The organism is Pseudomonas sp. Nvir, from assembly GCF_963778085.1.
GTDB lineage: Bacteria > Pseudomonadota > Gammaproteobacteria > Pseudomonadales > Pseudomonadaceae > Aquipseudomonas > Aquipseudomonas juntendi.
Genome location: NZ_OY970405.1, coordinates 4571538 through 4592187, shown reverse-complemented (window position 1 = coordinate 4592187; position 20650 = coordinate 4571538). Strand labels below are relative to the sequence as shown.

The 20650-nt window shown below is 61.6% G+C and carries 21 protein-coding genes; 8 read left to right on the top strand and 13 right to left on the bottom strand.

The features are described from left to right. Window positions 1-163: 163 nt before the first annotated feature. Window positions 164-1045, top strand: a complete 882-nt coding sequence (locus AACG97_RS22140; RefSeq protein WP_009684546.1) for an NEL-type E3 ubiquitin ligase domain-containing protein — start codon at window positions 164-166, stop codon at window positions 1043-1045. A 20-nt stretch (window positions 1046-1065) separates the two neighbouring features. On the opposite strand, the gene glpD is transcribed toward AACG97_RS22140, so the two are convergent. From glpD to AACG97_RS22120, 4 genes are all read right to left on the bottom strand, one after another. Then, window positions 1066-2604 (bottom strand): glycerol-3-phosphate dehydrogenase, encoded by a 1539-nt coding sequence (gene glpD / locus AACG97_RS22135; RefSeq protein WP_009684547.1) that lies wholly within the window; start codon window positions 2602-2604, stop codon window positions 1066-1068. Between the two features lie 232 nt (window positions 2605-2836). Next, window positions 2837-3592: a DNA-binding transcriptional repressor GlpR gene (glpR, locus tag AACG97_RS22130; protein ID WP_009684548.1), complete on the bottom strand. Its 756-nt coding sequence runs from the start codon at window positions 3590-3592 to the stop codon at window positions 2837-2839. A gap of 144 nt (window positions 3593-3736) precedes the next feature. After that, on the bottom strand, window positions 3737-5236 hold the full coding sequence (gene glpK / locus AACG97_RS22125; RefSeq protein ID WP_009684549.1) for a glycerol kinase GlpK: 1500 nt from the start codon (window positions 5234-5236) through the stop codon (window positions 3737-3739). Between the two features lie 51 nt (window positions 5237-5287). Next, entirely contained in the window at window positions 5288-6139 is an 852-nt protein-coding gene (locus AACG97_RS22120; protein ID WP_009684550.1) for an MIP/aquaporin family protein, read from the bottom strand. Between the two features lie 298 nt (window positions 6140-6437). Here AACG97_RS22120 and ybaK point away from each other — a divergent pair, with 298 nt between their 5' ends. Then, window positions 6438-6908 (top strand): Cys-tRNA(Pro) deacylase, encoded by a 471-nt coding sequence (ybaK, locus tag AACG97_RS22115; protein ID WP_009684551.1) that lies wholly within the window; start codon window positions 6438-6440, stop codon window positions 6906-6908. A 36-nt stretch (window positions 6909-6944) separates the two neighbouring features. On the opposite strand, the gene AACG97_RS22110 is transcribed toward ybaK, so the two are convergent. Both AACG97_RS22110 and argF read right to left on the bottom strand, forming a co-directional pair. Next, entirely contained in the window at window positions 6945-8054 is a 1110-nt protein-coding gene (locus AACG97_RS22110; RefSeq protein ID WP_009684552.1) for an ABC transporter ATP-binding protein, read from the bottom strand. Beyond that, window positions 8051-8971, bottom strand: coding sequence for an ornithine carbamoyltransferase (gene argF, locus AACG97_RS22105; RefSeq protein WP_009684553.1), 921 nt, complete (start codon window positions 8969-8971; stop codon window positions 8051-8053). Before argF ends, AACG97_RS22110 begins: the two co-directional genes overlap by 4 nt. A 382-nt stretch (window positions 8972-9353) precedes the next feature. Here argF and AACG97_RS22100 point away from each other — a divergent pair, with 382 nt between their 5' ends. Together AACG97_RS22100 and grxD are read left to right on the top strand one after the other, a co-directional pair. Further along, on the top strand, window positions 9354-11462 hold the full coding sequence (locus tag AACG97_RS22100) for a molybdopterin oxidoreductase family protein (RefSeq protein ID WP_009684556.1): 2109 nt from the start codon (window positions 9354-9356) through the stop codon (window positions 11460-11462). Between the two features lie 91 nt (window positions 11463-11553). Further along, a complete protein-coding gene (gene grxD / locus AACG97_RS22095) occupies window positions 11554-11889 on the top strand; it encodes a Grx4 family monothiol glutaredoxin (RefSeq protein ID WP_009684557.1) in 336 nt (111 codons plus the stop codon). A gap of 55 nt (window positions 11890-11944) precedes the next feature. On the opposite strand, the gene bfr is transcribed toward grxD, so the two are convergent. Both bfr and AACG97_RS22085 read right to left on the bottom strand, forming a co-directional pair. Further along, window positions 11945-12418 (bottom strand): bacterioferritin, encoded by a 474-nt coding sequence (gene bfr, locus AACG97_RS22090; RefSeq protein WP_009684558.1) that lies wholly within the window; start codon window positions 12416-12418, stop codon window positions 11945-11947. Window positions 12419-12617: 199 nt separating this feature from the next. Further along, window positions 12618-12836: a bacterioferritin-associated ferredoxin gene (locus tag AACG97_RS22085; RefSeq protein WP_009684559.1), complete on the bottom strand. Its 219-nt coding sequence runs from the start codon at window positions 12834-12836 to the stop codon at window positions 12618-12620. Between the two features lie 223 nt (window positions 12837-13059). On the opposite strand from AACG97_RS22085, the gene AACG97_RS22080 reads away from it, so the two are divergent. Then, a complete protein-coding gene (locus AACG97_RS22080; protein WP_009684560.1) occupies window positions 13060-13662 on the top strand; it encodes a peroxiredoxin in 603 nt (200 codons plus the stop codon). A gap of 101 nt (window positions 13663-13763) precedes the next feature. On the opposite strand, the gene rnt is transcribed toward AACG97_RS22080, so the two are convergent. Beyond that, on the bottom strand, window positions 13764-14375 hold the full coding sequence (gene rnt / locus AACG97_RS22075) for a ribonuclease T (RefSeq protein ID WP_232108621.1): 612 nt from the start codon (window positions 14373-14375) through the stop codon (window positions 13764-13766). 59 nt (window positions 14376-14434) lie between these two features. Next, complete coding sequence (gene pyrC, locus AACG97_RS22070; protein ID WP_009684562.1) at window positions 14435-15481, bottom strand: dihydroorotase; 1047 nt, start codon at window positions 15479-15481, stop codon at window positions 14435-14437. A gap of 129 nt (window positions 15482-15610) precedes the next feature. On the opposite strand from pyrC, the gene AACG97_RS22065 reads away from it, so the two are divergent. Continuing rightward, a complete protein-coding gene (locus AACG97_RS22065) occupies window positions 15611-16540 on the top strand; it encodes a flagellar protein MotY (RefSeq protein WP_009684563.1) in 930 nt (309 codons plus the stop codon). Between the two features lie 171 nt (window positions 16541-16711). Further along, on the top strand, window positions 16712-17929 hold the full coding sequence (locus tag AACG97_RS22060; RefSeq protein ID WP_009684564.1) for an argininosuccinate synthase: 1218 nt from the start codon (window positions 16712-16714) through the stop codon (window positions 17927-17929). Window positions 17930-18176: 247 nt separating this feature from the next. Here AACG97_RS22060 and AACG97_RS22055 read toward each other — a convergent pair whose 3' ends face one another. Next, window positions 18177-18650, bottom strand: coding sequence for a hypothetical protein (locus AACG97_RS22055; RefSeq protein WP_009684565.1), 474 nt, complete (start codon window positions 18648-18650; stop codon window positions 18177-18179). 364 nt (window positions 18651-19014) lie between these two features. On the opposite strand from AACG97_RS22055, the gene AACG97_RS22050 reads away from it, so the two are divergent. Further along, a complete protein-coding gene (locus AACG97_RS22050; protein WP_009684566.1) occupies window positions 19015-19638 on the top strand; it encodes a response regulator transcription factor in 624 nt (207 codons plus the stop codon). 46 nt (window positions 19639-19684) lie between these two features. Here AACG97_RS22050 and AACG97_RS22045 read toward each other — a convergent pair whose 3' ends face one another. Both AACG97_RS22045 and nth read right to left on the bottom strand, forming a co-directional pair. After that, a complete protein-coding gene (locus AACG97_RS22045; protein ID WP_009684567.1) occupies window positions 19685-19861 on the bottom strand; it encodes a PA3496 family putative envelope integrity protein in 177 nt (58 codons plus the stop codon). Between the two features lie 104 nt (window positions 19862-19965). Next, window positions 19966-20604 carry an endonuclease III gene (gene nth / locus AACG97_RS22040; RefSeq protein ID WP_009684568.1) on the bottom strand — a complete coding sequence of 213 codons (639 nt, stop codon included), beginning with the start codon at window positions 20602-20604 and terminating at the stop codon, window positions 19966-19968. Window positions 20605-20650 lie beyond the last annotated feature (46 nt).

Here is a 20650-nt window from a genome sequence, read left to right as displayed (position 1 = left end):
CGGGTTTGACGAGCAAAAAACCTGATCGTCCGGGCGCTCGGGGCCCTGGCGGAGTGCGTCTACCTCGGGCTTTCGTTCGGTTTTCCGAACTATCCTGGTTGCTACGGTCGGAAAACCGATTGTTTGCCCGGGCGGGCTCGCTGCAGGAACCCAGGTTGGGGCTATGGGTGTACCTCAGCCTCTGGCCGACGCCTTGTTCGAGCGCTTGGCCGGTACGGCCGAGGCACAACAACGGATGCGCTGGCGCGTCATCTACGACGCGTTAGGCGCAGAGCGTGGCGCCGCCGACCTGTTTCGGTTTCTGGCGGACTTCGCGGGGGCGGAAGATTTCGACCTGGCGCCGGCGCGTTACCGCGCGCGTATCTGGCGCATTCTGGAGTTCTGCGAGCAACATGAGGCTGTGCGTGTGCGCCTGTTCGCTGAAGCCGGTGGCCCAAGGACGTGTGAAGACCGGCTGCTGTTGACGTTGGAGCAGCTTGAACTGAGTGTAATGGTGGAGCGCGCGGTAGGCGGTGAGCCGGCGGGGCTGGAGGGGCGTTTATGGCGTCTGGGGCGTTCGCTTTGGCGCCTGGACGAAGTCGACCGGCTTGCCGTGCGCCATATCGAGCGCCTGCGTGCGCAGCGTACGGTCGGCGTGTATGAGGTCGAGACGCGGCTATATTACCGGCTCAAGCTGAGTGGCCCCCTGGACCTGCCCCTTGAGGACGATGAGATGCACTACCCAGGGTTTGCCCATGTCACCAGCAGCGACCTGCTGCGTGCTCGCGACCAGATACTGGCAAACGAAACACCTGAGCAAGTGATCGGCTCCCTGGCGCAGCGGCCGTTCTGGGAGGTCCATGCCCGCGAGCGCCACCCGGCGCGCTTCGAGCACGTACTGCAACCGCTCAATGTTCGGATGGAGAGCCTCGAAGGACAGGTAAGCCAGGGGCAGATCGACGACTGGACCTTCGCCCTGCGTTGCAAGGCCCTCAAGTACGAATACGAGCAGGCCGAGCGACGCTTGCTGCTAACCCTGGCGCAGGAGCTGCACAGCAGGCTTTGAGCCTGCGCAGCAGCGCCGCATCACGCGGCGTTGCCCTGGGCAAGCCCAACTCGGGTTTGTTGCAGGTAGTTTTCCAGGGCCAGGCGTTCTGCTGCATGAGTGAACAGGCCCAATTTGGTGCGGCGCCACAGGATGTCGTCGGCGGTCGTCGCCCACTCAGCCTCGCAAAGGTAGTCGACTTCGCGAGCGAATAGCCCACCGCCAATGGCCTGGCCGAGGTCATCCGGGCCAGTCACGCCGTCGAGCAGTTGCCAGACACGGTTGCCATAGGTGTTCGCCCAGCGTTTGGCGATATCCACCGGCAGCCAGCCATGGCGGGCCAACAGTTGCTCCAGCAGCGCTTGTGCGGTGGTCATGTGTTCGCCACCCGGCAGGGGCGCGGTGGCCGTCCAGCTGCCGCGCATCTGGCTGAAGAAGGGCTTGAGCTCGGCCATCGCCGATTCGGCCAGCTTGCGGTAGGTAGTCAGTTTGCCGCCGAATACTGACAGCAGCGGGGCCTGACCGACCTCTGCCGACAGCGCCAGCGTGTAGTCGCGGGTGACGGCCGACGGGTTGTCCGACTCGTCGTTGCACAGCGGACGTACCCCGGAATAGGTGTTGAGGATGTCGGCCTGGCTCAGCTGATGGTTGAAATGGGCGTTGACCACGTTGAGCAGGTACTGGGTTTCCTGGTCGGTAATGGCGACTTTCGCCGGGTCGCCGCTGTACTCCCGGTCGGTGGTGCCGATCAGGGTAAAGCGCTCCAGGTAAGGTATGCAGAAGACAATGCGCTGGTCTTCGTTCTGCAGGATATAGGCGTGTTCGCCTTCATACAGGCGCGGCACGATCAGGTGGCTGCCCTGGATCAGGCGAATGCCATAGGGCGCATCGAGCTTGAGGTCGTCCTTGATGAAACTGGCCACCCAAGGGCCGGCAGCATTGACCAGGGCGCGTGCCCGAATGCGCTGTTGCTTGCCGTCGGCATGCAGCAGGTCTACCTGCCACAGGCCATCTACACGCTCGGCGCGCAGGCAGCGGGTGCGGGTCAGAATGTGAGCGCCGTGTTCACGGGCAGCCATGGCATTGAGCACCACCAGGCGGGCATCGTCGACTGCACAGTCGGCGTACTCGAAACCGCGGGTGATCTGCGGTTTGAGCGGGTAGCCCGGGCCAAAGCGCAGGCTGCGCGAGGCGCCCAGGCGCTTGCGCTTGCCCAGGTGGTCATACAGGAACAGGCCAGCGCGGATCATCCAGGCCGGGCGCAGGTGCGGGCGGTGTGGCAGCACGAAACGCATGGGCTTGACGATGTGTGGCGCCTTGGCCAGCAGCACTTCACGTTCAGCCAGCGCTTCGCGTACCAGGCGAAACTCGTAGTGCTCAAGGTAGCGCAGGCCGCCGTGGATCAGTTTGCTGCTGGCCGATGAGGTGTGCTGGGCCAGGTCGTCCCTTTCGCACAGGAACACCTTGAGGCCCCGGCCAGCGGCATCGGCGGCAATGCCGACACCATTGATGCCACCGCCGATTACGGCAATGTCGTAGCAGTCGGCGAGTGCTGGCTGGGACGAAACGGGCTGGGACACGGGCAAGGCCTCCTGAAACTGTTCATATCGAATATGAACATTAATGTTCGTTTCCGAAAATACTAGCGCAACAGGAGGGCGCTTGCCAGTCAGTTTTCATAGAAAAAACTGATCACATGGCAAGTAAATGAACATTAACGAAAATGCGCTTGAACCCTTCGCGCACCGAGCCGCCCGCAGATCGCGCAGCGCTCGATCTGAGGGCGTTACAGCCCGACGGCCGGTGGGGCGTTTACACCACTTCGATGCGGATCTTGTACTGGTTGAGCAGTTGAGTCAGGGCGGGGGCGGGGGCCTGGTCGGTCACCAGGCAATCCACCAGGCTGATCGAACCCAGGCGCACCATGGCGTTGCGCCCGAACTTGCTGGAGTCGGCGGCGAGGATGACCTGGCGGGCATTGGTGATGATGGCCTGGGATACCCGCACTTCCTGGTAGTCGAAGTCGAGCAGGCTGCCGTCCTCGTCAATGCCACTGATCCCTACCAGGGCGAAATCGACCTTGAACTGGTTGATGAAATCGACGCTGGCCTGGCCGACCACGCCGCCATCGCGGCGCACCGTGCCGCCTGCCACCAGCACCTCGAAATCATCCTTGGCCGCGAGAATGGCGGCCACATGCAGGTTGTTGGTGATGACTTTCAGGTGGTTGTGATTGAGCAGGGCCCGGGCGATGGATTCGGTGGTGGTACCTATGTTGATGAACACCGAGGCATGGTCGGGTATTTGCCTGGCCACGGCCTCGGCGATGCGTTGCTTCTCGTCGCGCATCTGGTCGGCACGCATGGCGTAGGCGGTATTTTCGACGCTCGAATCGTAAGCGGCACCCCCGTGGTAGCGGCGCAGCAGGTTGAGTTCGGCTAACTGGTTGATGTCACGGCGGATGGTTTGTGGCGTCACGACGAACAGCTGCGCCATTTCCTCGATACTGACATAACCGCGCTCTCGCACCAGTTCTAGGATTTGTTGTTGGCGTGGGGGCAGATTCATGGGCGGTCCTTTGGGGCTGCCGGACAAATTCTGCAATGATGCCGTAGGACGGAGACTACGGCCAGTGGGCTATGACGCATCGGCCCGGGCTGCGAACCGCGATCCGCGATCCCATGGCGGGACCGCGGCATCGCTGAGGGTGCCTCAGGCGTCGTGATCTTCCCAATCGCGGGTGCGATCGACGGCCTTCTTCCAGCCGGCATACAGCTTTTCTTTCTGCGCTTCATCCAGTTGCGGGCTGAACTCGCGTTCGATGATGGCCTTGTCGCGCAACTCGTCCAGGCCGCACCAGAAGCCACAGGCCAGGCCCGCCAGGTATGCTGCGCCGAGGGCTGTGGTTTCACGCATCTTCGGGCGTTCCACGCAGGTGCCGAGGATGTCTGCCTGGAACTGCATGAGGAAGTTGTTGGCCACTGCGCCACCGTCTACGCGCAGTTCGGACAGGCGCTGGCCGCAGTCCTGTTGCATGGCGTCGAGCACGTCGCGGGTCTGGTAGGCGATCGACTCGAGGGCTGCACGAATGATGTGGTCCACCTTCACGCCGCGGGTCAGGCCAAACAGCGCGCCACGGGCATAGGGATCCCAGTACGGTGCACCCAGGCCGGTAAACGCCGGCACCAGGTACACGCCATTGCTGTCCTTGACCTTGCTGGCGAAGTACTCGGTATCCAGTGCGTCGTTGACGATCTTCAGCTCGTCACGCAGCCACTGCACGGTGGAGCCGCCATTGAACACGGCGCCTTCCAATGCATAGGCCACTTCGCCCCGTGGGCCGCAGGCAATGGTGGTGAGCAGGCCATGGGAAGACTTCACGGCCTGGCTGCCGGTGTTCATCAGCAGGAAGCAGCCGGTGCCGTAGGTGTTCTTGGCCTGGCCCGGTGCCACACACATCTGGCCGAACAGGGCCGACTGCTGGTCACCGGCGATACCGGCGATGGCGATGCCGCTCTTGGTGTGGCCGTACACTTCCGACGACGGCCGCACCTTAGGCAGCATCTGCCGCGGGATGCCCAGGATCTCCAGCAGTTTGTCGTCCCACTGCAGGCTGTGGATGTTGAACATCAGCGTGCGCGAGGCATTGGTGTAGTCGGTGACATGGACCTTGCCACCGGAAAATTTCCAGATCAGCCAGGTATCGATGGTGCCGAACAGCAATTCGCCACGTTCGGCCCGTTCACGGGCGCCTTCAACGTTGTCGAGGATCCATTTCAGCTTGGTGCCGGAAAAGTACGGGTCGGTGACCAGGCCCGTGGCTTCGCGAATGTAGTCTTCATGGCCATCGCGCTTGAGCTGGGCGCAGATCTCGGTGCTGCGGCGGCACTGCCAGACGATGGCGTTGTATACCGGGCGCCCGGTCTCCTTGTCCCATACAACAGTGGTCTCGCGCTGGTTGGTGATGCCCAGCGCGGCAACCTGCGCATGGCTGATGCCCGCTTGGGCCAAGGCTTCGACCATGGTCGCGCTTTGGGTGGCGAAGATCTCCATCGGGTCGTGTTCGACCCAGCCCGCCTGCGGGTAGTGCTGGGCGAACTCGCGCTGGGAGGTACCCACCACGTTGGCGTCACGATCGAAAATGATCGCTCGCGAACTGGTGGTGCCCTGGTCCAGGGCGATGATGTAGTTCTTGTCCTGGGTGTCTGTCATGGTCGTAGGCCTTGCAAGAATAGGGGGTCAGGGCTGTGTGTGATGCCGCGATCAACTGGCTTGAGTATCGCCCTGGCGGTTGTCATTTGTCTCAGGGTGCTCGGCAGTTGCAACAGGCAGGTTGCGGGCGATCAGGCCGCGATAGGCCGCGGCGCCCACGCAGGCGCCAACGATCGGCGCGAAGATCGGCACCAGGAAGTAAGGAACGCTGCGCCCACCGGTAAAGGCAATTTCGCCCCAGCCCGCCAGGAATGTCATGAGCTTTGGACCGAAATCACGTGCCGGGTTCATCGCGAACCCGGTCAGCGGGCCCATGGCGCTGCCAATCACGGCGATCAGCAGGCCGATCAGCAGCGGCGCCACGGCGCCGCGCGGCAGGCCATTGTTGTCGTCGGTCAGGGCCATGATCACAGCCATCAGGATAGCGGTGATCACCACTTCGACCAGGAAGGCCTGGCCGGTGGAGAGCGAGGGGTGCGGGTAAGTGGAGAACACCGACGCCAGCTCCAGGCTGGCTTCGCTTCCGCGTAGCATGGCGTGCGCCTGTTCGAAATCGAAGAACAGGTTGCTGTACAGGGTGTAGACCAGTGCTGCACCACAGAATGCGCCGCACACCTGGGCCAGCATGTAGAAGGGCAGCTTGCGCTTGTCGAAACCGGCGAACAGGGTGAGGGCGATGCTCACGGCCGGGTTCAGGTGCGCGCCGGAAATGCCGGCGGTGAGGTAGATGGCCATGCTTACCCCGACACCCCAGATGATACTGATTTCCCACAGGCCGAAGCTGGCGCCCGCGACTTTGAGGGCGGCAACGCAGCCGGTGCCGAAGAATATCAGCAAGCCCGTGCCGAGAAATTCGGCCAGGCATTGGCTGGACAGTGTGGGCTGGCGTAGAGCAGTCGTCATGTATGACCTCGTTGTTTTTGTTGTGAGGCGCTTGGCGCTCGACAGCAAAGCTCGGTGTCCATCCCCATTGACACCGAGCAGGGAAGTGCACCTTTAACGTGCACCACGTATTCAGAAACGAAAAAATATAGACAAGAAACGCTGATGTCAAAGGTCGAAAGTGAACGACCAGTCACGAAATGGCCGCTAAAATCGGTTTCGGATGCCCGTGCCAGAGCTGCGCGATTGCGGTGCGCTGGCTGCCATGTGGGAATTGTCCTAAAGTAGCCGCCGAGCCGTCCCAGACCGGAGCCCCAGCATGACCCCCGCCCTAGACCTGTTGAAGAAGCATCGTGCCGAGCATCGCGTGCACAGTTACGAACACGACCCCAAGTCGGCGTCGTATGGGCTGGAGGCGGCAGAGAAGCTTGGGCTGGACCCGCAGCAGGTATTCAAGACGTTGCTGGCGAGCAGCGAGAAAGGCGAGTTGCTGGTGGCGGTGGTGCCAGTGGGAGGCACCCTGGACCTCAAGGCCCTGGCCCATGCTGCCGGGGTGAAGAAGTGCGAGATGGCCGACCCGGCGGCGGCGCAGCGCGCTACGGGCTACCTGGTGGGTGGAATCAGCCCGCTGGGGCAAAAGAAACGCTTGCGCACCTTCATCGATGATTCGGCGCAGAACTTTGCAACCATCCATGTCAGTGCCGGACGGCGAGGGCTCGAGGTGGAGTTGGCGGCCGCAGTGCTGGCCGAGCATACCCAGGGCAAATTTGCCGGCATTGGCAGAGGCTGAGAAGCTGGGGCTGCCGTGCAGCCCCAGCACCCTGTATCAGGTCGCCGAGCTGTAGCGACGAACCCCATTCTCAAGGGGCGACAACTGCGCCGCAACGCTACCGGGTGCCGGGAACAGCACCAGGTGGTCGGCCTTTACCGCAATGCCGACATCGTCACCTACCTGCTGATCGTCATGGCTGGGGAATATCGCTTCCAGCTGGCTGCCGGTCGGCAACTGCAGGCGGTACAGGGTCGAGGCGCCGAGGAAGCTCTTGCCGACTATTCTGGCCTGCAGGGGGCTGCCTGGTGCATGCACGATATCGTCCGGGCGTAGCAGCACATCCACCGAGCTGCCCGCGGCCATGATGTAGGCGCGGTTACCCCGCAACTCGCCCAGTTCGGTGCTGACCGCTTCGTGGCTGACCATCTGGCCACGAATGAAATAGCCCTGGCCGATGAAGCTGGCAACGAACGGTGTCTGTGGCTCGTGGTACAGATTGTAGGGTGTGTCCCACTGTTCCAGGCGGCCCTCCTTGAACACCCCGACCTGGTCGCTGACGGCAAACGCTTCCTCCTGGTCATGGGTCACCAGAACGGCACTGGTGCCGCGGCTTTTGAGAATGTCACGCACCTCATGGCTCAGCCGCCGGCGCAGTTCCACGTCGAGGTTGGAGAACGGCTCGTCGAGCAGTAGCAGCTGTGGCTCGGGGGCCAGTGCACGGGCCAGCGCTACCCGCTGCTGCTGGCCGCCAGACAGCTCATGCGGGTAACGCCCGCCCAGGCCAGCCAGCTTGACCAGCTCGAGCATTTCTTCGATGACTGCCGCCTGGCGGGGGTGCTTGGCAATGCCGAAGGCTATGTTCTGCGCCACGGTCAGGTGCGGGAACAGCGCGTAGTCCTGGAATACCATGCCGATGCGGCGCTTTTCCGGCGCCAGGGTGAAACCGGCTCGGGAAATTACCTCGCCCGCCAGCTGGACCTCGCCGTCGTGCACCGGCTCGAAGCCGGCGATGGCGCGCAGGGTGGTGGTTTTGCCGCAACCCGATGAACCCAGCAGGCAACCGATGTCGCCTGCGTTCAGGTGCAGGTTGAGGTTCTGGACGATGCGCTGGTCGCCGTAGCCGCAGGCGAGGTTGCGCAGGTTGAGCAGTAAGGGTTGACTCATGCGTGGTGGTAAGCCGGTTCGACAAGGAATTCGAGGAGGGCCTTCTGTGCATGCAGGCGATTTTCAGCCTGGTCCCAGGCGACGGACCGCGGGTCGTCGAGCAGGTCATGGCTGATTTCCTCGCCACGGTGGGCAGGCAGGCAGTGCATGAACAGGGCGTCGGGTGCCGCCAGGTCGAGCAGTTCGCGGGTGACCTGGTAAGGCGCAAAGTGCGCCAGGCGCCGTGCAGTTTCCTCCTCCTGGCCCATGGAAGTCCAGACGTCCGTGGTCACCAGGTGGGCACCGCTTACGGCTTGCTTGGGGTCGCGCACGATTTGCACGTGGTCACCGCCAATGGCCATGAAGCGTGGGTCAGGCTCGTAACCTTCCGGGCAAGCGATACGCAACTGGAAGTCAAACTGCCTGGCGGCCTCGATGTAGGAGTTGCACATGTTGAAGCCGTCGCCGATCCAGGCCACGGTCTTGCCTTGAATGGTGCCGCGGTGTTCGAGGAAGGTTTGCATGTCGGCCAGCAACTGGCACGGGTGCGACTCGTCGGACAGCGCGTTGATCACCGGCACGCGCGAGTTGGCGGCGAATTCGGTGAGGGTGCTGTGGGCATGGGTGCGGATCATGACCACGTCGAGCATGCTCGACAACACGATGGCGCTGTCGCCAATCGGCTCGCCACGGCCCAGCTGGGTATCGCGCGGCGACAGGAAAATGGCCTGACCGCCGAGTTGGATCATGCCAGCTTCGAACGACACACGGGTACGGGTCGAGGACTTCTCGAAAATCATGCCCAGCACGCGGTTTTTCAGCGGCTCGAACAGCACGCCTCGTTTGCGCAGGTCCTTCAGCTCGATGCCGCGGCGGATCACCCCGAGCAATTCGTCGGTGGTGAAGTCCAGCAGGGAGAGAAAGTGCCTAGCGCTCATGATTGACTACCTTATCTGCAACAGTATGCAGGTCGACCGTATGGTTTTTTTGACAACGGGAGTGACCTGCGGCGTAAGCCGCACGGGGGCGGACGAAAAAGGGAAAGGCGCAATACTATAAGTAAATGTCGCCTAAAGCCAAGAGGGGAAACAGCAGCCCGCCTGCAAAGAAGTTGCAAGGCGTGTCTCTACCCATTGGGCTGTGCTGTTTTTTATTTGCTACAGCAGGTTGTACACGGCTTGCTGGCAATTTGGCAAATGGCTGTCGCAAATCGTGCCACTGATGTCGGTGGATTCACGCGGCGAAGCGCGCTGGCCGGGGTAGGGTGCGGGGCGCATAGTTTCAGCTCGTTCACTACCCAACAACAAGGCAGAGGCGGCCATGACCAAGACCCTGCATCACCGTGCGTGTCACCTGTGCGAAGCGATCTGCGGGCTCAACATCGAAATCAGCCATGACGACGCGGGGCGGGCGCAGATCAGCTCGATCAAGGGCGACCCCCACGACCCGTTCAGCCGCGGCCATGTCTGCCCCAAGGCGGTAGCGTTGCAGGATATTCAGAATGACCCGGACCGTTTGCGCCAGCCCCATAAACGGGTAGGGGAGCACTGGCAGGCGATTGAGTGGGATGAAGCGTTTACCCTGGCCGCCGACAGGCTGTGGGCGATCCAGCAGGCCCATGGGCGCAATGCCGTGGCCGTGTACCAGGGCAATCCCAGCGTGCACAACTACGGGTTGATGACCCACAGCAACTATTTCCTCGGCCTGCTGAAAACCCGCAACCGTTTCTCTGCCACATCGGTGGACCAGTTGCCGCAGCACCTGGTCAGCCACCTGATGTACGGGCATGGCTTGCTATTGCCGATCCCGGATATCGACCATACCGATTTCATGTTGATTCTCGGCGGCAACCCGCTGGCCTCCAACGGCAGCATCATGACGGTGCCCGACGTGGAGAAGCGGCTCAAGGCCCTGCGCGCGCGCGGTGGGCGCCTGGTGGTGGTGGACCCGCGGCGCAGCGAAACGGCGGCCATGGCCGACCGCCATCTGTTCATTCGCCCCGGGGGCGATGCGGCGCTGTTGTGCGGCGTGCTCGGCACGCTGTTCGACGAGGGCCTGACGCGGCGCTCGCACGTGCCGGTCAATGGTCTGCAGCAGGTTCGTGCGGCACTGGCGCCTCTCAGCGCCGAGGCCATGAGCGCGCTGTGTGGCATCGAGGCGGCCGAGATCCGGCAGTTGGCACGGGATTTCGCCGCCGCCGACAAGGCGGTGTGCTATGGGCGCATGGGCGTGTCGACGCAAACCTTCGGCACCCTGTGCCATTGGCTGGTGCAACTGATCAACCTGGTGACCGGCAACCTCGACCGTGCCGGTGGGGCGTTGTGTACGGAGCCGGCCGTGGACCTGGTCGCAACCACCTCGGGTGGGCATTTCAATGCCTGGCAAAGCCGGGTATCGGGGTTGCCCGAATACGGCGGTGAGCTGCCGGTGGCGGCCCTCGCCGAAGAAATGCTGACGCCCGGCGAGGGGCAGGTGCATGCCCTGGTGACGGTGGCCGGCAACCCTGTGCTGTCCACGCCCAACGGCCGCCAGCTGGACGCTGCGCTGGAGGGGTTGCAGTTCATGCTCAGCATCGACCTCTACATCAACGAGACCACACGCCATGCCGACTTGATCCTGCCCTCGACCTCGGCGTTGGAAAATGATCACTACGACAGCACATTCAACCTGTTGGCCGTGCGCAACATCACGCGCTTCAACCGGGCGATCCTGGCCAAGCCGCAGGGCGCCTTGCATGACTGGGAAATCTTCGTCGGGCTGGCGCAGGCCTATGCCAGGCGTGCCGGGCTGGAGATCAAGCCAACCGTGGCGCCCGCACAGATGATCGACCTGGCCCTGCGCAAAGGCCGCTACGGCGAGGCAACCGCCTGGCAGCTTTCCCTGGCCAAGCTCGATGAGCACCCGCATGGCCTGGACCTTGGCCCGTTGCGCGCCAACCTCGAGGCGCGCCTGGCCACTGCCAGCAAGGCGATCGAAGCGGCGCCCCAGGTGCTGCTGGACGATTTGCAGCGGCTGGCCCGGCAAGCACCGCCAGCGCCGAACGAATTGTTGTTGATCGGGCGCCGCCACGTGCGCAGCAACAACTCATGGATGCACAACTTTCATCGGCTGGTCAAAGGCAAGCCCCGGCACCAGTTGTTGATGCACCCCCACGATCTGCAGCAGCGGCAACTGCAGGATGGCCAGCGGGTGCGGATTCGCTCGCGCACCGGTGCCCTGGAAGTCGAGGTACTGGCTTGCGAGGACATGATGCCCGGTGTGGTCAGCTTGCCCCATGGGTTCGGTCATGGCCGACAGGGCGTACACCTGCAGGTCGCCCAGGCGCAGCCTGGCGTGAGTGCCAATGACCTTACCGACGAGCGCTTGCGTGACCCGGTGTCGGGCAATGCGGCGCTCAATGGCGTACCCGTGCAGGTCGAGGCCGCTTGAGCGATGGCAAGGCCGAGCATGCTGCTCGGCTTTCCGTTACAATGCCTCACCGTGCCGACGATTGCGTCGGAAAGTTCAGCTGAGGTGCTAGATGGATATCATCGATACGATCAAAGAGCAGATTGCCAACAACACCATTCTGCTTTACATGAAAGGTTCGCCGAATGCCCCGCAGTGCGGGTTCTCGGCCAAGGCATCGCAGGCTGTGATGGGGTGTGGCGAGAAGTTCGCCTACGTCGACATCCTGCAGAACCCGGAAATCCGCGCCAACCTGCCAAAGTACGCCAACTGGCCGACTTTCCCGCAGCTGTGGGTGGCCGGTGAGCTGGTCGGCGGTAGCGACATCATGCTGGAAATGTTCGAAAAGGGTGAGCTGCAGGCCCTGATCAAGGACGCCGCCGCCAAGGCCAAAGCTGCCGAAGCCTGATTTCGGCAAGCATGAAAAAACCCGCTGATCGCGGGTTTTTTTATGCAGCGGGTAATTACTCTTCGCCCATCTGCGATTGCAGGTAGTTTTCGATACCGATCTTGTCGATCAGCCCCAGCTGGGTTTCCAGCCAGTCGATATGTTCTTCCTCGGACTCGAGGATATCTTCCAGCATGTCACGCGAGCCGAAGTCACCCGCGGTTTCGCAGTGGGCGATGGCGGCTTTGAGATCGGCCAGGCCCTTGTGTTCGAGCTTAAGGTCGCACTCGAGCATTTCCTTGGTGTGCTCGCCGATCAACAGCTTGCCCAGGTCCTGAACGTTAGGGATGCCTTCGAGGAAGAGAATACGCTTGATCAACTTGTCAGCGTGCTTCATCTCGTCGATCGATTCCTTGTACTCGTGCTTGCCGAGTTTGTTCAGGCCCCAATCTTCGTACATGCGTGCGTGCAGGAAATACTGGTTGATCGCGACCAGCTCGTTTCCGAGGATCTTGTTGAGATGCTGGATGACGCTTACGTCGCCTTTCATTTGGGTTCCTGCCCTGTAGAAGTGTGCCAATAGCAGGAAGTTTGAGCCCGATGCGCAAGTGTGTCAAACCTAAGTGATTGAATAATAAATGAAAATTAATAGGAATAAGAATGTTTGTGAACCGCGTTGGTGGCCTAACTTATTGATATGTAGGCATAAAAAAACCGGACACTAGGTCCGGTTCTTGGAAATTCTGGTTTCAGGCGGTGGTGAATTCTACCGGGTAGGGCAGCGCGGCCTGGCTGACCTGCAGCTCGGTCAGGGTCTCGCGAACTACTTGCTTGGCCAGGCAGGCACATTTGCCACACTGGCTGGCGACATTGGTCGCGGCTCGCACATCCTTGTAACTGCAGCATCCTTCATAGATCGCGTCGCGGATCTGTCCGTCAGTAACGCCGACACAAAGACACACATACATAAGGGCTGACCATCGCTGGTTGAGTCGATGGGTTGGAGCTTAATGTTAATGAGAATGCTTGTCAAAGCACTTTCTGCAAGGCCTGTGCTTGAGCGACCGGCGGTTGCCTGCTCGTTGGATTCGGCCTGTCATCAGAAGCCGTGTATGATGGTCGCCTTTGTTGGATGTCGGGCAGGCCCGTCTGGCCCGGCAAACGGTTCTACACCCTCATCAGGAGATTACAATGAGCGTACTCGTTGGTAAGAAAGCCCCCGATTTCACCGTACCGGCCGTGCTGGGCAATGGCGAGATCGTCGACAGCTTCAACCTGGCTTCGGCCATCAAGGGCAAGTACGGCCTGGTGTTCTTCTACCCGCTGGACTTCACCTTCGTCTGCCCGTCCGAGCTGATCGCCCTGGACCACCGCATCCCTGATTTCCAGGCGCGCAACGTGGAAGTGATCGGCGTGTCCATCGACTCGCACTTCACTCACAACGCCTGGCGCAACACCCCGGTCAACAACGGCGGCATCGGCCAGGTGAAGTACACCCTGGCTGCCGACATGACCCACGAAATCTGCAAAGCCTACGACGTTGAGTCCGAAGGTGGCGTGGCCTTCCGTGGTGCCTTCCTGATCGACACCAACGGTGTTGTTCGTTCGCAGATCGTCAACGACCTGCCACTGGGCCGTAACATGGACGAACTGCTGCGCCTGGTCGACGCCCTGCAATTCCACGAAGAGCACGGCGAAGTCTGCCCGGCCAACTGGAAAAAAGGCGACAAAGGCATGAATGCTTCGCCAGAAGGCGTAGCCGCCTACCTGAGCGAGAACGCCGGCAAGCTGTAATTGCGGCGCGCATGAAAAACCGGCCCTGGTGGCCGGTTTTTTTGTGCCTGGGTGGTGGCTGCGGGCTTGTGTTGCGAAAGGGCCGCCAGGCGGCCCCCAGGTCAATCGTTGAAGTCGCGCCAGCCGCCCAGGTCCTTCCAGCGGTTGACGATGCCGCAGAACAGCTCCGCCGTTTTCTCGGTGTCGTACCGCGCCGAGTGCGCTTCACGCCCATCGAAGTCGATGTCGGCGCTTTGGCAAGCCCGCGCCAGTACGGTCTGGCCATAGGCCAGGCCGGCCAGGGTGGCCGTGTCGAAGCTGGAAAACGGGTGGAACGGGTTACGCTTCACGTCATTGCGCGCCACGGCCGCGTTGAGGAAGCCGAGGTCGAAGCTGCTGTTATGGCCGACCAGAATCGCCCGCTTGCAGCCATTGGCCTTCAGGGCCTTGCGCACACCGCGGAAAATATCGGTCAGCGCGGTTTCCTCGCTGACAGCCATGCGCAGCGGGTGGTCGAGCTTGATGCCGGTGAACTCCAGCGCGGCCGCCTCGATGTTCGCGCCTTCGAACGGCTCCACCCGGTGAAAGTACGTGTGCTCGGGGAACAGGAAGCCTTTCTCGTCCATGCCGATGGTCACTGCAGCAATTTCCAGCAAGGCATCGGTGGCGCTGTTGAAGCCGCCCGTTTCCACGTCCACTACAACCGGCAGGTAACCGCGGAAGCGCTCGGCCATTGGATGGCGCGACCCGCTGTTGCCTTGGCTTTCCAGGTCGTCTTCGTAGAGGTCTTCGCTCACGCGTTTTCCTCCAGCAGGCGCCAGCGCAATTTCTCGCCAGCGCGCAGCGGCACCACGGTTTGCTCGCCGAATGGCAGGCTCTGCGGGGCGGTCCATTCTTCGCGGACCAGGGTGATGGTGTCGGTATTCGCCGGCAGGCCATAGAAAGCTGGGCCGTGCAGGCTGGCGAAACCTTCCAGCTTGTCCAGCGCGTTGCGTTGCTCGAACGCTTCGGCGTACAGCTCGATAGCCGCGTAGGCGGTGTAGCAGCCGGCGCAGCCGCAAGCCGCTTCCTTGGCGTGACGGGCGTGCGGGGCCGAGTCGGTACCGAGGAAGAACTTCGGGTTGCCGCTGATGGCTGCATCCAGCAGGGCCACCTGGTGGGTGTTGCGCTTGAGGATCGGCAGGCAGTAGAAGTGCGGGCGAATGCCACCGACCAGCATGTGGTTGCGGTTGTACAGCAGGTGTTGCGCGGTGATGGTCGCGCCAACATTGGCCGGTGCTTCGGTGACGAACTGCGCGGCATCGCTGGTGGTAATGTGTTCGAACACCACTTTCAAGGCCGGGAAGCGCTCGACCAGGCGGCGCATGTGCTCGTCGATGAAGCGCTTCTCGCGGTCGAACACGTCGATTTCGCTGCGGGTCACTTCGCCGTGCACCAGCAGCGGCATGCCGACCTCCGCCAATGCCTCGATGGCCGGGAAGATATTGTCGATGCTGGTCACGCCCGAGTCGGAATTGGTGGTGGCGCCCGCCGGGTACAGCTTGGCGGCATACACGATACCGCTGGCCTTGGCGGCACGCACATCTTCGGGGCTGGTACGGTCGGTGAGGTACAGGACCATCAGCGGCTCGAAGCGGCTGCCTGCCGGGCGGGCAGCGAGGATGCGTTCACGGTAGGCACCGGCCTCGGCGGCGTTGCGCACCGGCGGAACCAGGTTGGGCATGATGATGGCGCGGGCGAAAGTACGCGCCACATCGCCAACGGTGTGGGGCAGGACGGCACCATCACGCAGATGGATGTGCCAGTCGTCGGGGCGCAGGAGGGTCAGGCGATCGGACATTGGGGATTCCAGGCGGGTCGAACTCAAGCCCCAATGCTACCGGAAAACCCTGGGCCGAGCACGGCTATCAAGTTTTCCGGTTGGCGTCCGATAGCCTGCAGGTAAGCCGTTGAAATTGTGGAGCCGCCCGTGCGCCAGCGTTACCTGACCCTGTTGACCCTGTTCGCCAGCCTGCCGGCTGCCGCGCTGACTTTTCAGACGCGCATGGAGAACATTGCCTGGAAGGTCGAGGGTGACCCGTTCGAGTGCCGGCTGATCCAGCCGATCGATGGCTTTGGCAGTGGTGAGTTCGTACGCCGGGCGGGCGAGCAGGCAGTGTTCCAACTGCGCTCGGCCAGCAACATACTGGGGGCCGGCACTGCCAGCCTGCTGGCGGCGGCGGCGCCGTGGCAACCCGGTCGTGGTGATATCAACCTGGGTAGCGTGCGCATGGCCCGTACCGGCGTGTTGTTCAGTTCGTCGCAAGGCCAGGCCAGCCGCCTGATCAATGGCTTGCTCGACGGGCGCAGCACGGTGGTGCGCAGCTTTGCGGGCGAAGCTGGCCGGCCCATGGAAGTGCGGGTACTGCCGGTGAGCTTTGCCAAGGCCTACAGCGATTACCAGGTGTGTGCCGCCAAGCTGCTCCCCATGAACTACGACCAGGTGCGCCAGACCCAGGTCGGTTTCCCGGGCGGCGGCATCGAACTGGATGACGCGGCCAAGGCCAGGCTGGATGTGATTCTCGAATACATGAAGGCCGACCCTTCGGTGAACCATGTCGAGCTCAACGGTCACTCCGACAACAGCGGTAATCGCCTGACCAACCGCGACCTGTCACGCCGCCGGGCGCTGGCGGTGGCGGACTACTTCAAGGCTCATGGCATCAAGGATGAGCAGATCACCGTACGCTTCCACGGCGAGCGCTACCCGGTGGCCAAGAACAACACTGCAGCCAACCGGGCGCGGAATCGGCGGGTGAACATCGAGCTGGACCGGGTGGTGGTGCCTGAAAAACCGGTGGAGAAACCGACCGAGCAAGCCCCCCCTGCTGCTGCTGCTGCGCCGGCCAGGCAACCTTGAGGTTGGACAGCCGCGCGCACCGCAGGCCCTTGACTTGCCTGCCTCACTACCGTCCGTCGCCCCTGTGAAAGTTCTTGTCGCTTTGTCGTCAGAAGCTGTCGCGCCACTGTAAATTTATCGTTAACGCCGTTAGAATCGGTCCTTTTCCGTACAACCCCGTGGAGTGATGGCATGGCGGACGTAAAAAAGGTCGTACTGGCGTATTCCGGCGGCCTTGATACTTCGGTGATTCTCAAGTGGCTGCAGGATACCTACAACTGCGAAGTGGTGACTTTCACCGCTGACCTGGGTCAGGGCGAAGAGGTCGAACCGGCCCGCGCCAAGGCTCAGGCAATGGGTGTTAAAGAGATCTACATCGACGACCTGCGCGAAGAGTTCGTGCGTGATTTCGTGTTCCCGATGTTCCGCGCCAACACCGTCTACGAAGGTGAGTACCTGCTGGGTACTTCCATCGCCCGCCCGCTGATCGCCAAGCGCCTCATCGAAATCGCCAACGAAACCGGCGCAGACGCCATTTCCCATGGCGCTACCGGCAAGGGCAACGACCAGGTGCGTTTCGAGCTGGGTGCCTACGCGCTCAAGCCTGGCGTCAAGGTCATCGCCCCATGGCGTGAGTGGGACCTGCTGTCCCGCGAGAAGCTGATGGACTACGCCGAAAAGCACGGTATCCCAATCGAGCGCCACGGCAAGAAGAAGTCGCCGTACTCGATGGACGCCAACCTGCTGCACATCTCCTACGAAGGCGGTGTCCTGGAAGACACCTGGACCGAGCACGAAGAGGACATGTGGCGCTGGAGTGTCTCGCCTGAGAACGCCCCAGACCAGGCTACCTACATCGAACTCACCTACCGCAACGGCGACATCGTTGCCATCGAGGGTGTCGAGAAAACCCCGGCAACCGTTCTGGCCGACCTGAACCGCATCGGCGGTGCCAACGGCATCGGCCGCCTCGACATCGTCGAAAACCGTTATGTCGGTATGAAGTCGCGTGGCTGCTACGAGACGCCTGGCGGCACCATCATGCTCAAGGCCCACCGTGCCATCGAGTCGATCACCCTGGACCGTGAAGTTGCTCACCTCAAAGACGAGTTGATGCCCAAGTACGCCAGCCTGATCTACACCGGTTACTGGTGGAGCCCGGAGCGCGTGATGCTGCAGCAGATGATCGACGCTTCGCAGGTCAACGTGAACGGTGTGGTGCGGCTGAAGCTGTACAAAGGCAATGTCACCGTGGTTGGCCGTAAATCGGATGATTCGCTGTTCGATGCCAACATCGCCACCTTCGAAGAAGATGGCGGCGCCTACAACCAGGCCGACGCTGCTGGCTTCATCAAGCTCAACGCCTTGCGTATGCGCATTGCCGCCAACAAGGGCCGTTCGCTGCTCTGATTGCTGGCCTGTGCCATGAAAGAACCCGGCTGCGGCCTAATGCCTGTCGGTTAAGCGTTACTGGGGCTGCTTTGCAGCCCTTCGCGGGCACGCCCGCTCCCACACGTTTAGCGCTGAACGCAAGAGATGCGCTATCCCCTGTAGGAGCGGGCGTGCCCGCGAAGGGTCGCGAAGCGGCCCCAAATTACTTAACTGACTGGCATTAGGCTGCGGCCGGGTTTTTTGTGCCTGCTCGAAATGAAGAGTTTCAGCTGCATGGGTTCGCGGCCTCACTGCCCAGTGGGCTGATGGACAATTGCGCGCATTGGCCTTTATCCACATTGCAAAAGCGCCAGGTGCGGGGCGGCGTTGGTGGTTGCGCAAGCGCTTGCAACAGCTGCTGTTCCATCAGGCGACAGGCATCCGGGCCAGAAAACATGAAGGTGACGGGCTCGCCTGGCAACCCCTCTTGCGGCATGGCAGCGAGGGCCTCATTGCTGGGAGGGCGCGCGCTGTCCGCTGCTGCCTTATTGGGTAATGGGCTGTAGAACGACTTGTAGTTGAAGTTGAGTGTCAGGAAAAACAGCGCGGTCAGGAAGAACGGAAAGCCCACCAGGAACCAGGTATAGAGCTTCTGGCTGGACTCGCTGAGAAAGGGCAGTGTGGCCAGGGCGGAGGCTTCGATGATCCCGGCGAAGATGGCAATGATCGTCAGCGGGGCGACAGGTTGTGCTTGGGTCATGGTGGCTGCCTCCAGCGGTTTTGCCCATCTTTGCCTTACTGCGCCGGGCAACTAAAGACTGGACTGCTTCCCGGTGCGCGACAACGGGAAAAGTCCCTGATCCACGCTTCACCCCGAAGTCGGGAAGGGGTGTTTCAGCCCCTGACAGTCTGTGCTCAAAGTGCAACTGGCCACCGGGTACACGCCTGTAATCGGTAATAAGGAATTTGTTTGTTACAACCATAGTCGCGATGTGTAGGAAGTTTCCGCAACTATTGTAGGTTTTGTCTGCACATGAGTTTCGTCGGCAAATCGCCGCGCCATCGGTCGTTCTGTCAGTTATCTTGGCGTGCCAAAGCCACAACAGTGAATGAATGGATGTCGCATGAATAAAGTGCTTATCGTTGATGATCATCCGGTCATACGTCTTGCCGTGCGCATGCTGATGGAGCGGCATGGGTATGACGTCGTGGGGGAGACCGACAATGGGGTGGCTGCATTGCAGCTGACGCGGCAACACCTGCCGGACATCGTGGTGCTGGATATCGGTATACCGAAGCTGGATGGCCTGGAGGTGATTGCCCGCATGGCCAGCTTCAGCCCAGGCAGCAAGGTGCTGGTACTGACGTCGCAGGCACCCGGCAATTTTTCGATGCGCTGCATGCAGGCGGGGGCGGCGGGTTATGTATGCAAGCAACAGGAACTTACCGAGCTGTTGAGCGCAATCAAGGCAGTGCTCTCGGGCTACAGCTACTTCCCCAACCAGGCCCTGCATGCGGCCCGGGGCAGGGGCACGGGCAGCGAGGTGGACATGGTCAACCGCCTCTCGGCCCGGGAGATGACCGTGTTGCAACAGTTGGCGCGCGGGCGTTCGAACAAGGAAATTGCCGACAGCATGTACCTGAGCAACAAGACGGTCAGTACCTACAAGTCACGCCTGCTACTCAAGCTCAATGCACGGTCGCTGGTAGACCTGATCGAGTTGGCGCAACGGCAAGGCCTGAGCTGAGCACAGGCCATGAAGCCTCCGGGCAGGAGGCTTTGCCAAGGTGGGGCTACAGGTCGTAATCGAAATCGGCAAGTTGTTTCTGCAGGCGCCGTTCTTCGAGCAAGTTGTCGATGGTGCGGCGTTTGCTGAGGTTGGTTTTTGCAGATTCCACCGGGGGCTCCGCGTCATCTTCTACGGCAACAAAATCATCTTCGATCGACAGGTCGTCTTTATCGGTACTCATGAGTCGCTCCAAGCCAAGGGGCCGTTGGCCGACCTTATAACCAGAAAGCAGGCGCTGGTAAAAAAGATTTTTTCAATCGCCTGCAGTGGTTTTCAGCTATCCGCTCAATCGTCAGAAGTTTTGTGCTTGTACTCGCACAGGTCTTCGATCCTGCAACTGCCGCACCTTGGCTTGCGTGCCTGGCAAACATAGCGGCCATGGAGAATCAGCCAGTGGTGGGCGTCCAGCAGGTAGTCCTTGGGTACGAACTTGACCAGTTTCTTTTCCACTTCCAGCACAGTCTTGCCCGGCGCTATGCCCGTGCGATTGCTGACCCTGAAAATATGCGTATCGACGGCCATGGTCGGCTGGCGGAACGCCGTGTTCAGCACCACGTTCGCCGTCTTGCGGCCGACACCTGGCAGTGCCTCCAGCGCTTCACGGGTCTGGGGTACCTGGCTACCGTGACGCTCGATCAGTAAGCGGCAGGCTTCGATGACGTTCTTGGCCTTGCTGTTGTACAGCCCGATGGTCTTTATGTATTCGCTGAGGCCTTCGACGCCCAGGGCATAGATGGCCTCGGGGGTGTTGGCGACGGGGAACAGGCGCGCCGTAGCCTTGTTGACGCCGACGTCGGTCGATTGCGCGGACAGTGTCACTGCCACCAGCAATTCAAATGGCGTGGTGTAGGCCAGTTCGGTTTTCGGGTCAGGGTTGTCTTCATGCAGCCTGCGAAAAATCTCCAGGCGTTTGGCGGCGTTCATGAATCAGAGCTTTCCTTGATGGCGCGCACAGGCCGGGATTGCCCCG

Bases quoted from the DNA above. Each gene is read 5' to 3' on its own strand.
- AACG97_RS22140 (WP_009684546.1), top strand. From the start codon at position 164: ATGGGTGTACCTCAGCCTCTGGCCGACGCCTTGTTCGAGCGCTTGGCC.
- glpR (WP_009684548.1), bottom strand. From the start codon at position 3,592: ATGAATCTGCCCCCACGCCAACAACAAATCCTAGAACTGGTGCGAGAG.
- glpK (WP_009684549.1), bottom strand. From the start codon at position 5,236: ATGACAGACACCCAGGACAAGAACTACATCATCGCCCTGGACCAGGGC.
- AACG97_RS22120 (WP_009684550.1), bottom strand. From the start codon at position 6,139: ATGACGACTGCTCTACGCCAGCCCACACTGTCCAGCCAATGCCTGGCC.
- ybaK (WP_009684551.1), top strand. From the start codon at position 6,438: ATGACCCCCGCCCTAGACCTGTTGAAGAAGCATCGTGCCGAGCATCGC.
- AACG97_RS22110 (WP_009684552.1), bottom strand. From the start codon at position 8,054: ATGAGTCAACCCTTACTGCTCAACCTGCGCAACCTCGCCTGCGGCTAC.
- argF (WP_009684553.1), bottom strand. From the start codon at position 8,971: ATGAGCGCTAGGCACTTTCTCTCCCTGCTGGACTTCACCACCGACGAA.
- AACG97_RS22100 (WP_009684556.1), top strand. From the start codon at position 9,354: ATGACCAAGACCCTGCATCACCGTGCGTGTCACCTGTGCGAAGCGATC.
- grxD (WP_009684557.1), top strand. From the start codon at position 11,554: ATGGATATCATCGATACGATCAAAGAGCAGATTGCCAACAACACCATT.
- bfr (WP_009684558.1), bottom strand. From the start codon at position 12,418: ATGAAAGGCGACGTAAGCGTCATCCAGCATCTCAACAAGATCCTCGGA.
- AACG97_RS22085 (WP_009684559.1), bottom strand. From the start codon at position 12,836: ATGTATGTGTGTCTTTGTGTCGGCGTTACTGACGGACAGATCCGCGAC.
- AACG97_RS22080 (WP_009684560.1), top strand. From the start codon at position 13,060: ATGAGCGTACTCGTTGGTAAGAAAGCCCCCGATTTCACCGTACCGGCC.
- rnt (WP_232108621.1), bottom strand. From the start codon at position 14,375: ATGGCCGAGCGCTTCCGCGGTTACCTGCCGGTTGTAGTGGACGTGGAA.
- pyrC (WP_009684562.1), bottom strand. From the start codon at position 15,481: ATGTCCGATCGCCTGACCCTCCTGCGCCCCGACGACTGGCACATCCAT.
- AACG97_RS22060 (WP_009684564.1), top strand. From the start codon at position 16,712: ATGGCGGACGTAAAAAAGGTCGTACTGGCGTATTCCGGCGGCCTTGAT.
- AACG97_RS22055 (WP_009684565.1), bottom strand. From the start codon at position 18,650: ATGACCCAAGCACAACCTGTCGCCCCGCTGACGATCATTGCCATCTTC.
- AACG97_RS22050 (WP_009684566.1), top strand. From the start codon at position 19,015: ATGAATAAAGTGCTTATCGTTGATGATCATCCGGTCATACGTCTTGCC.
- AACG97_RS22045 (WP_009684567.1), bottom strand. From the start codon at position 19,861: ATGAGTACCGATAAAGACGACCTGTCGATCGAAGATGATTTTGTTGCC.
- nth (WP_009684568.1), bottom strand. From the start codon at position 20,604: ATGAACGCCGCCAAACGCCTGGAGATTTTTCGCAGGCTGCATGAAGAC.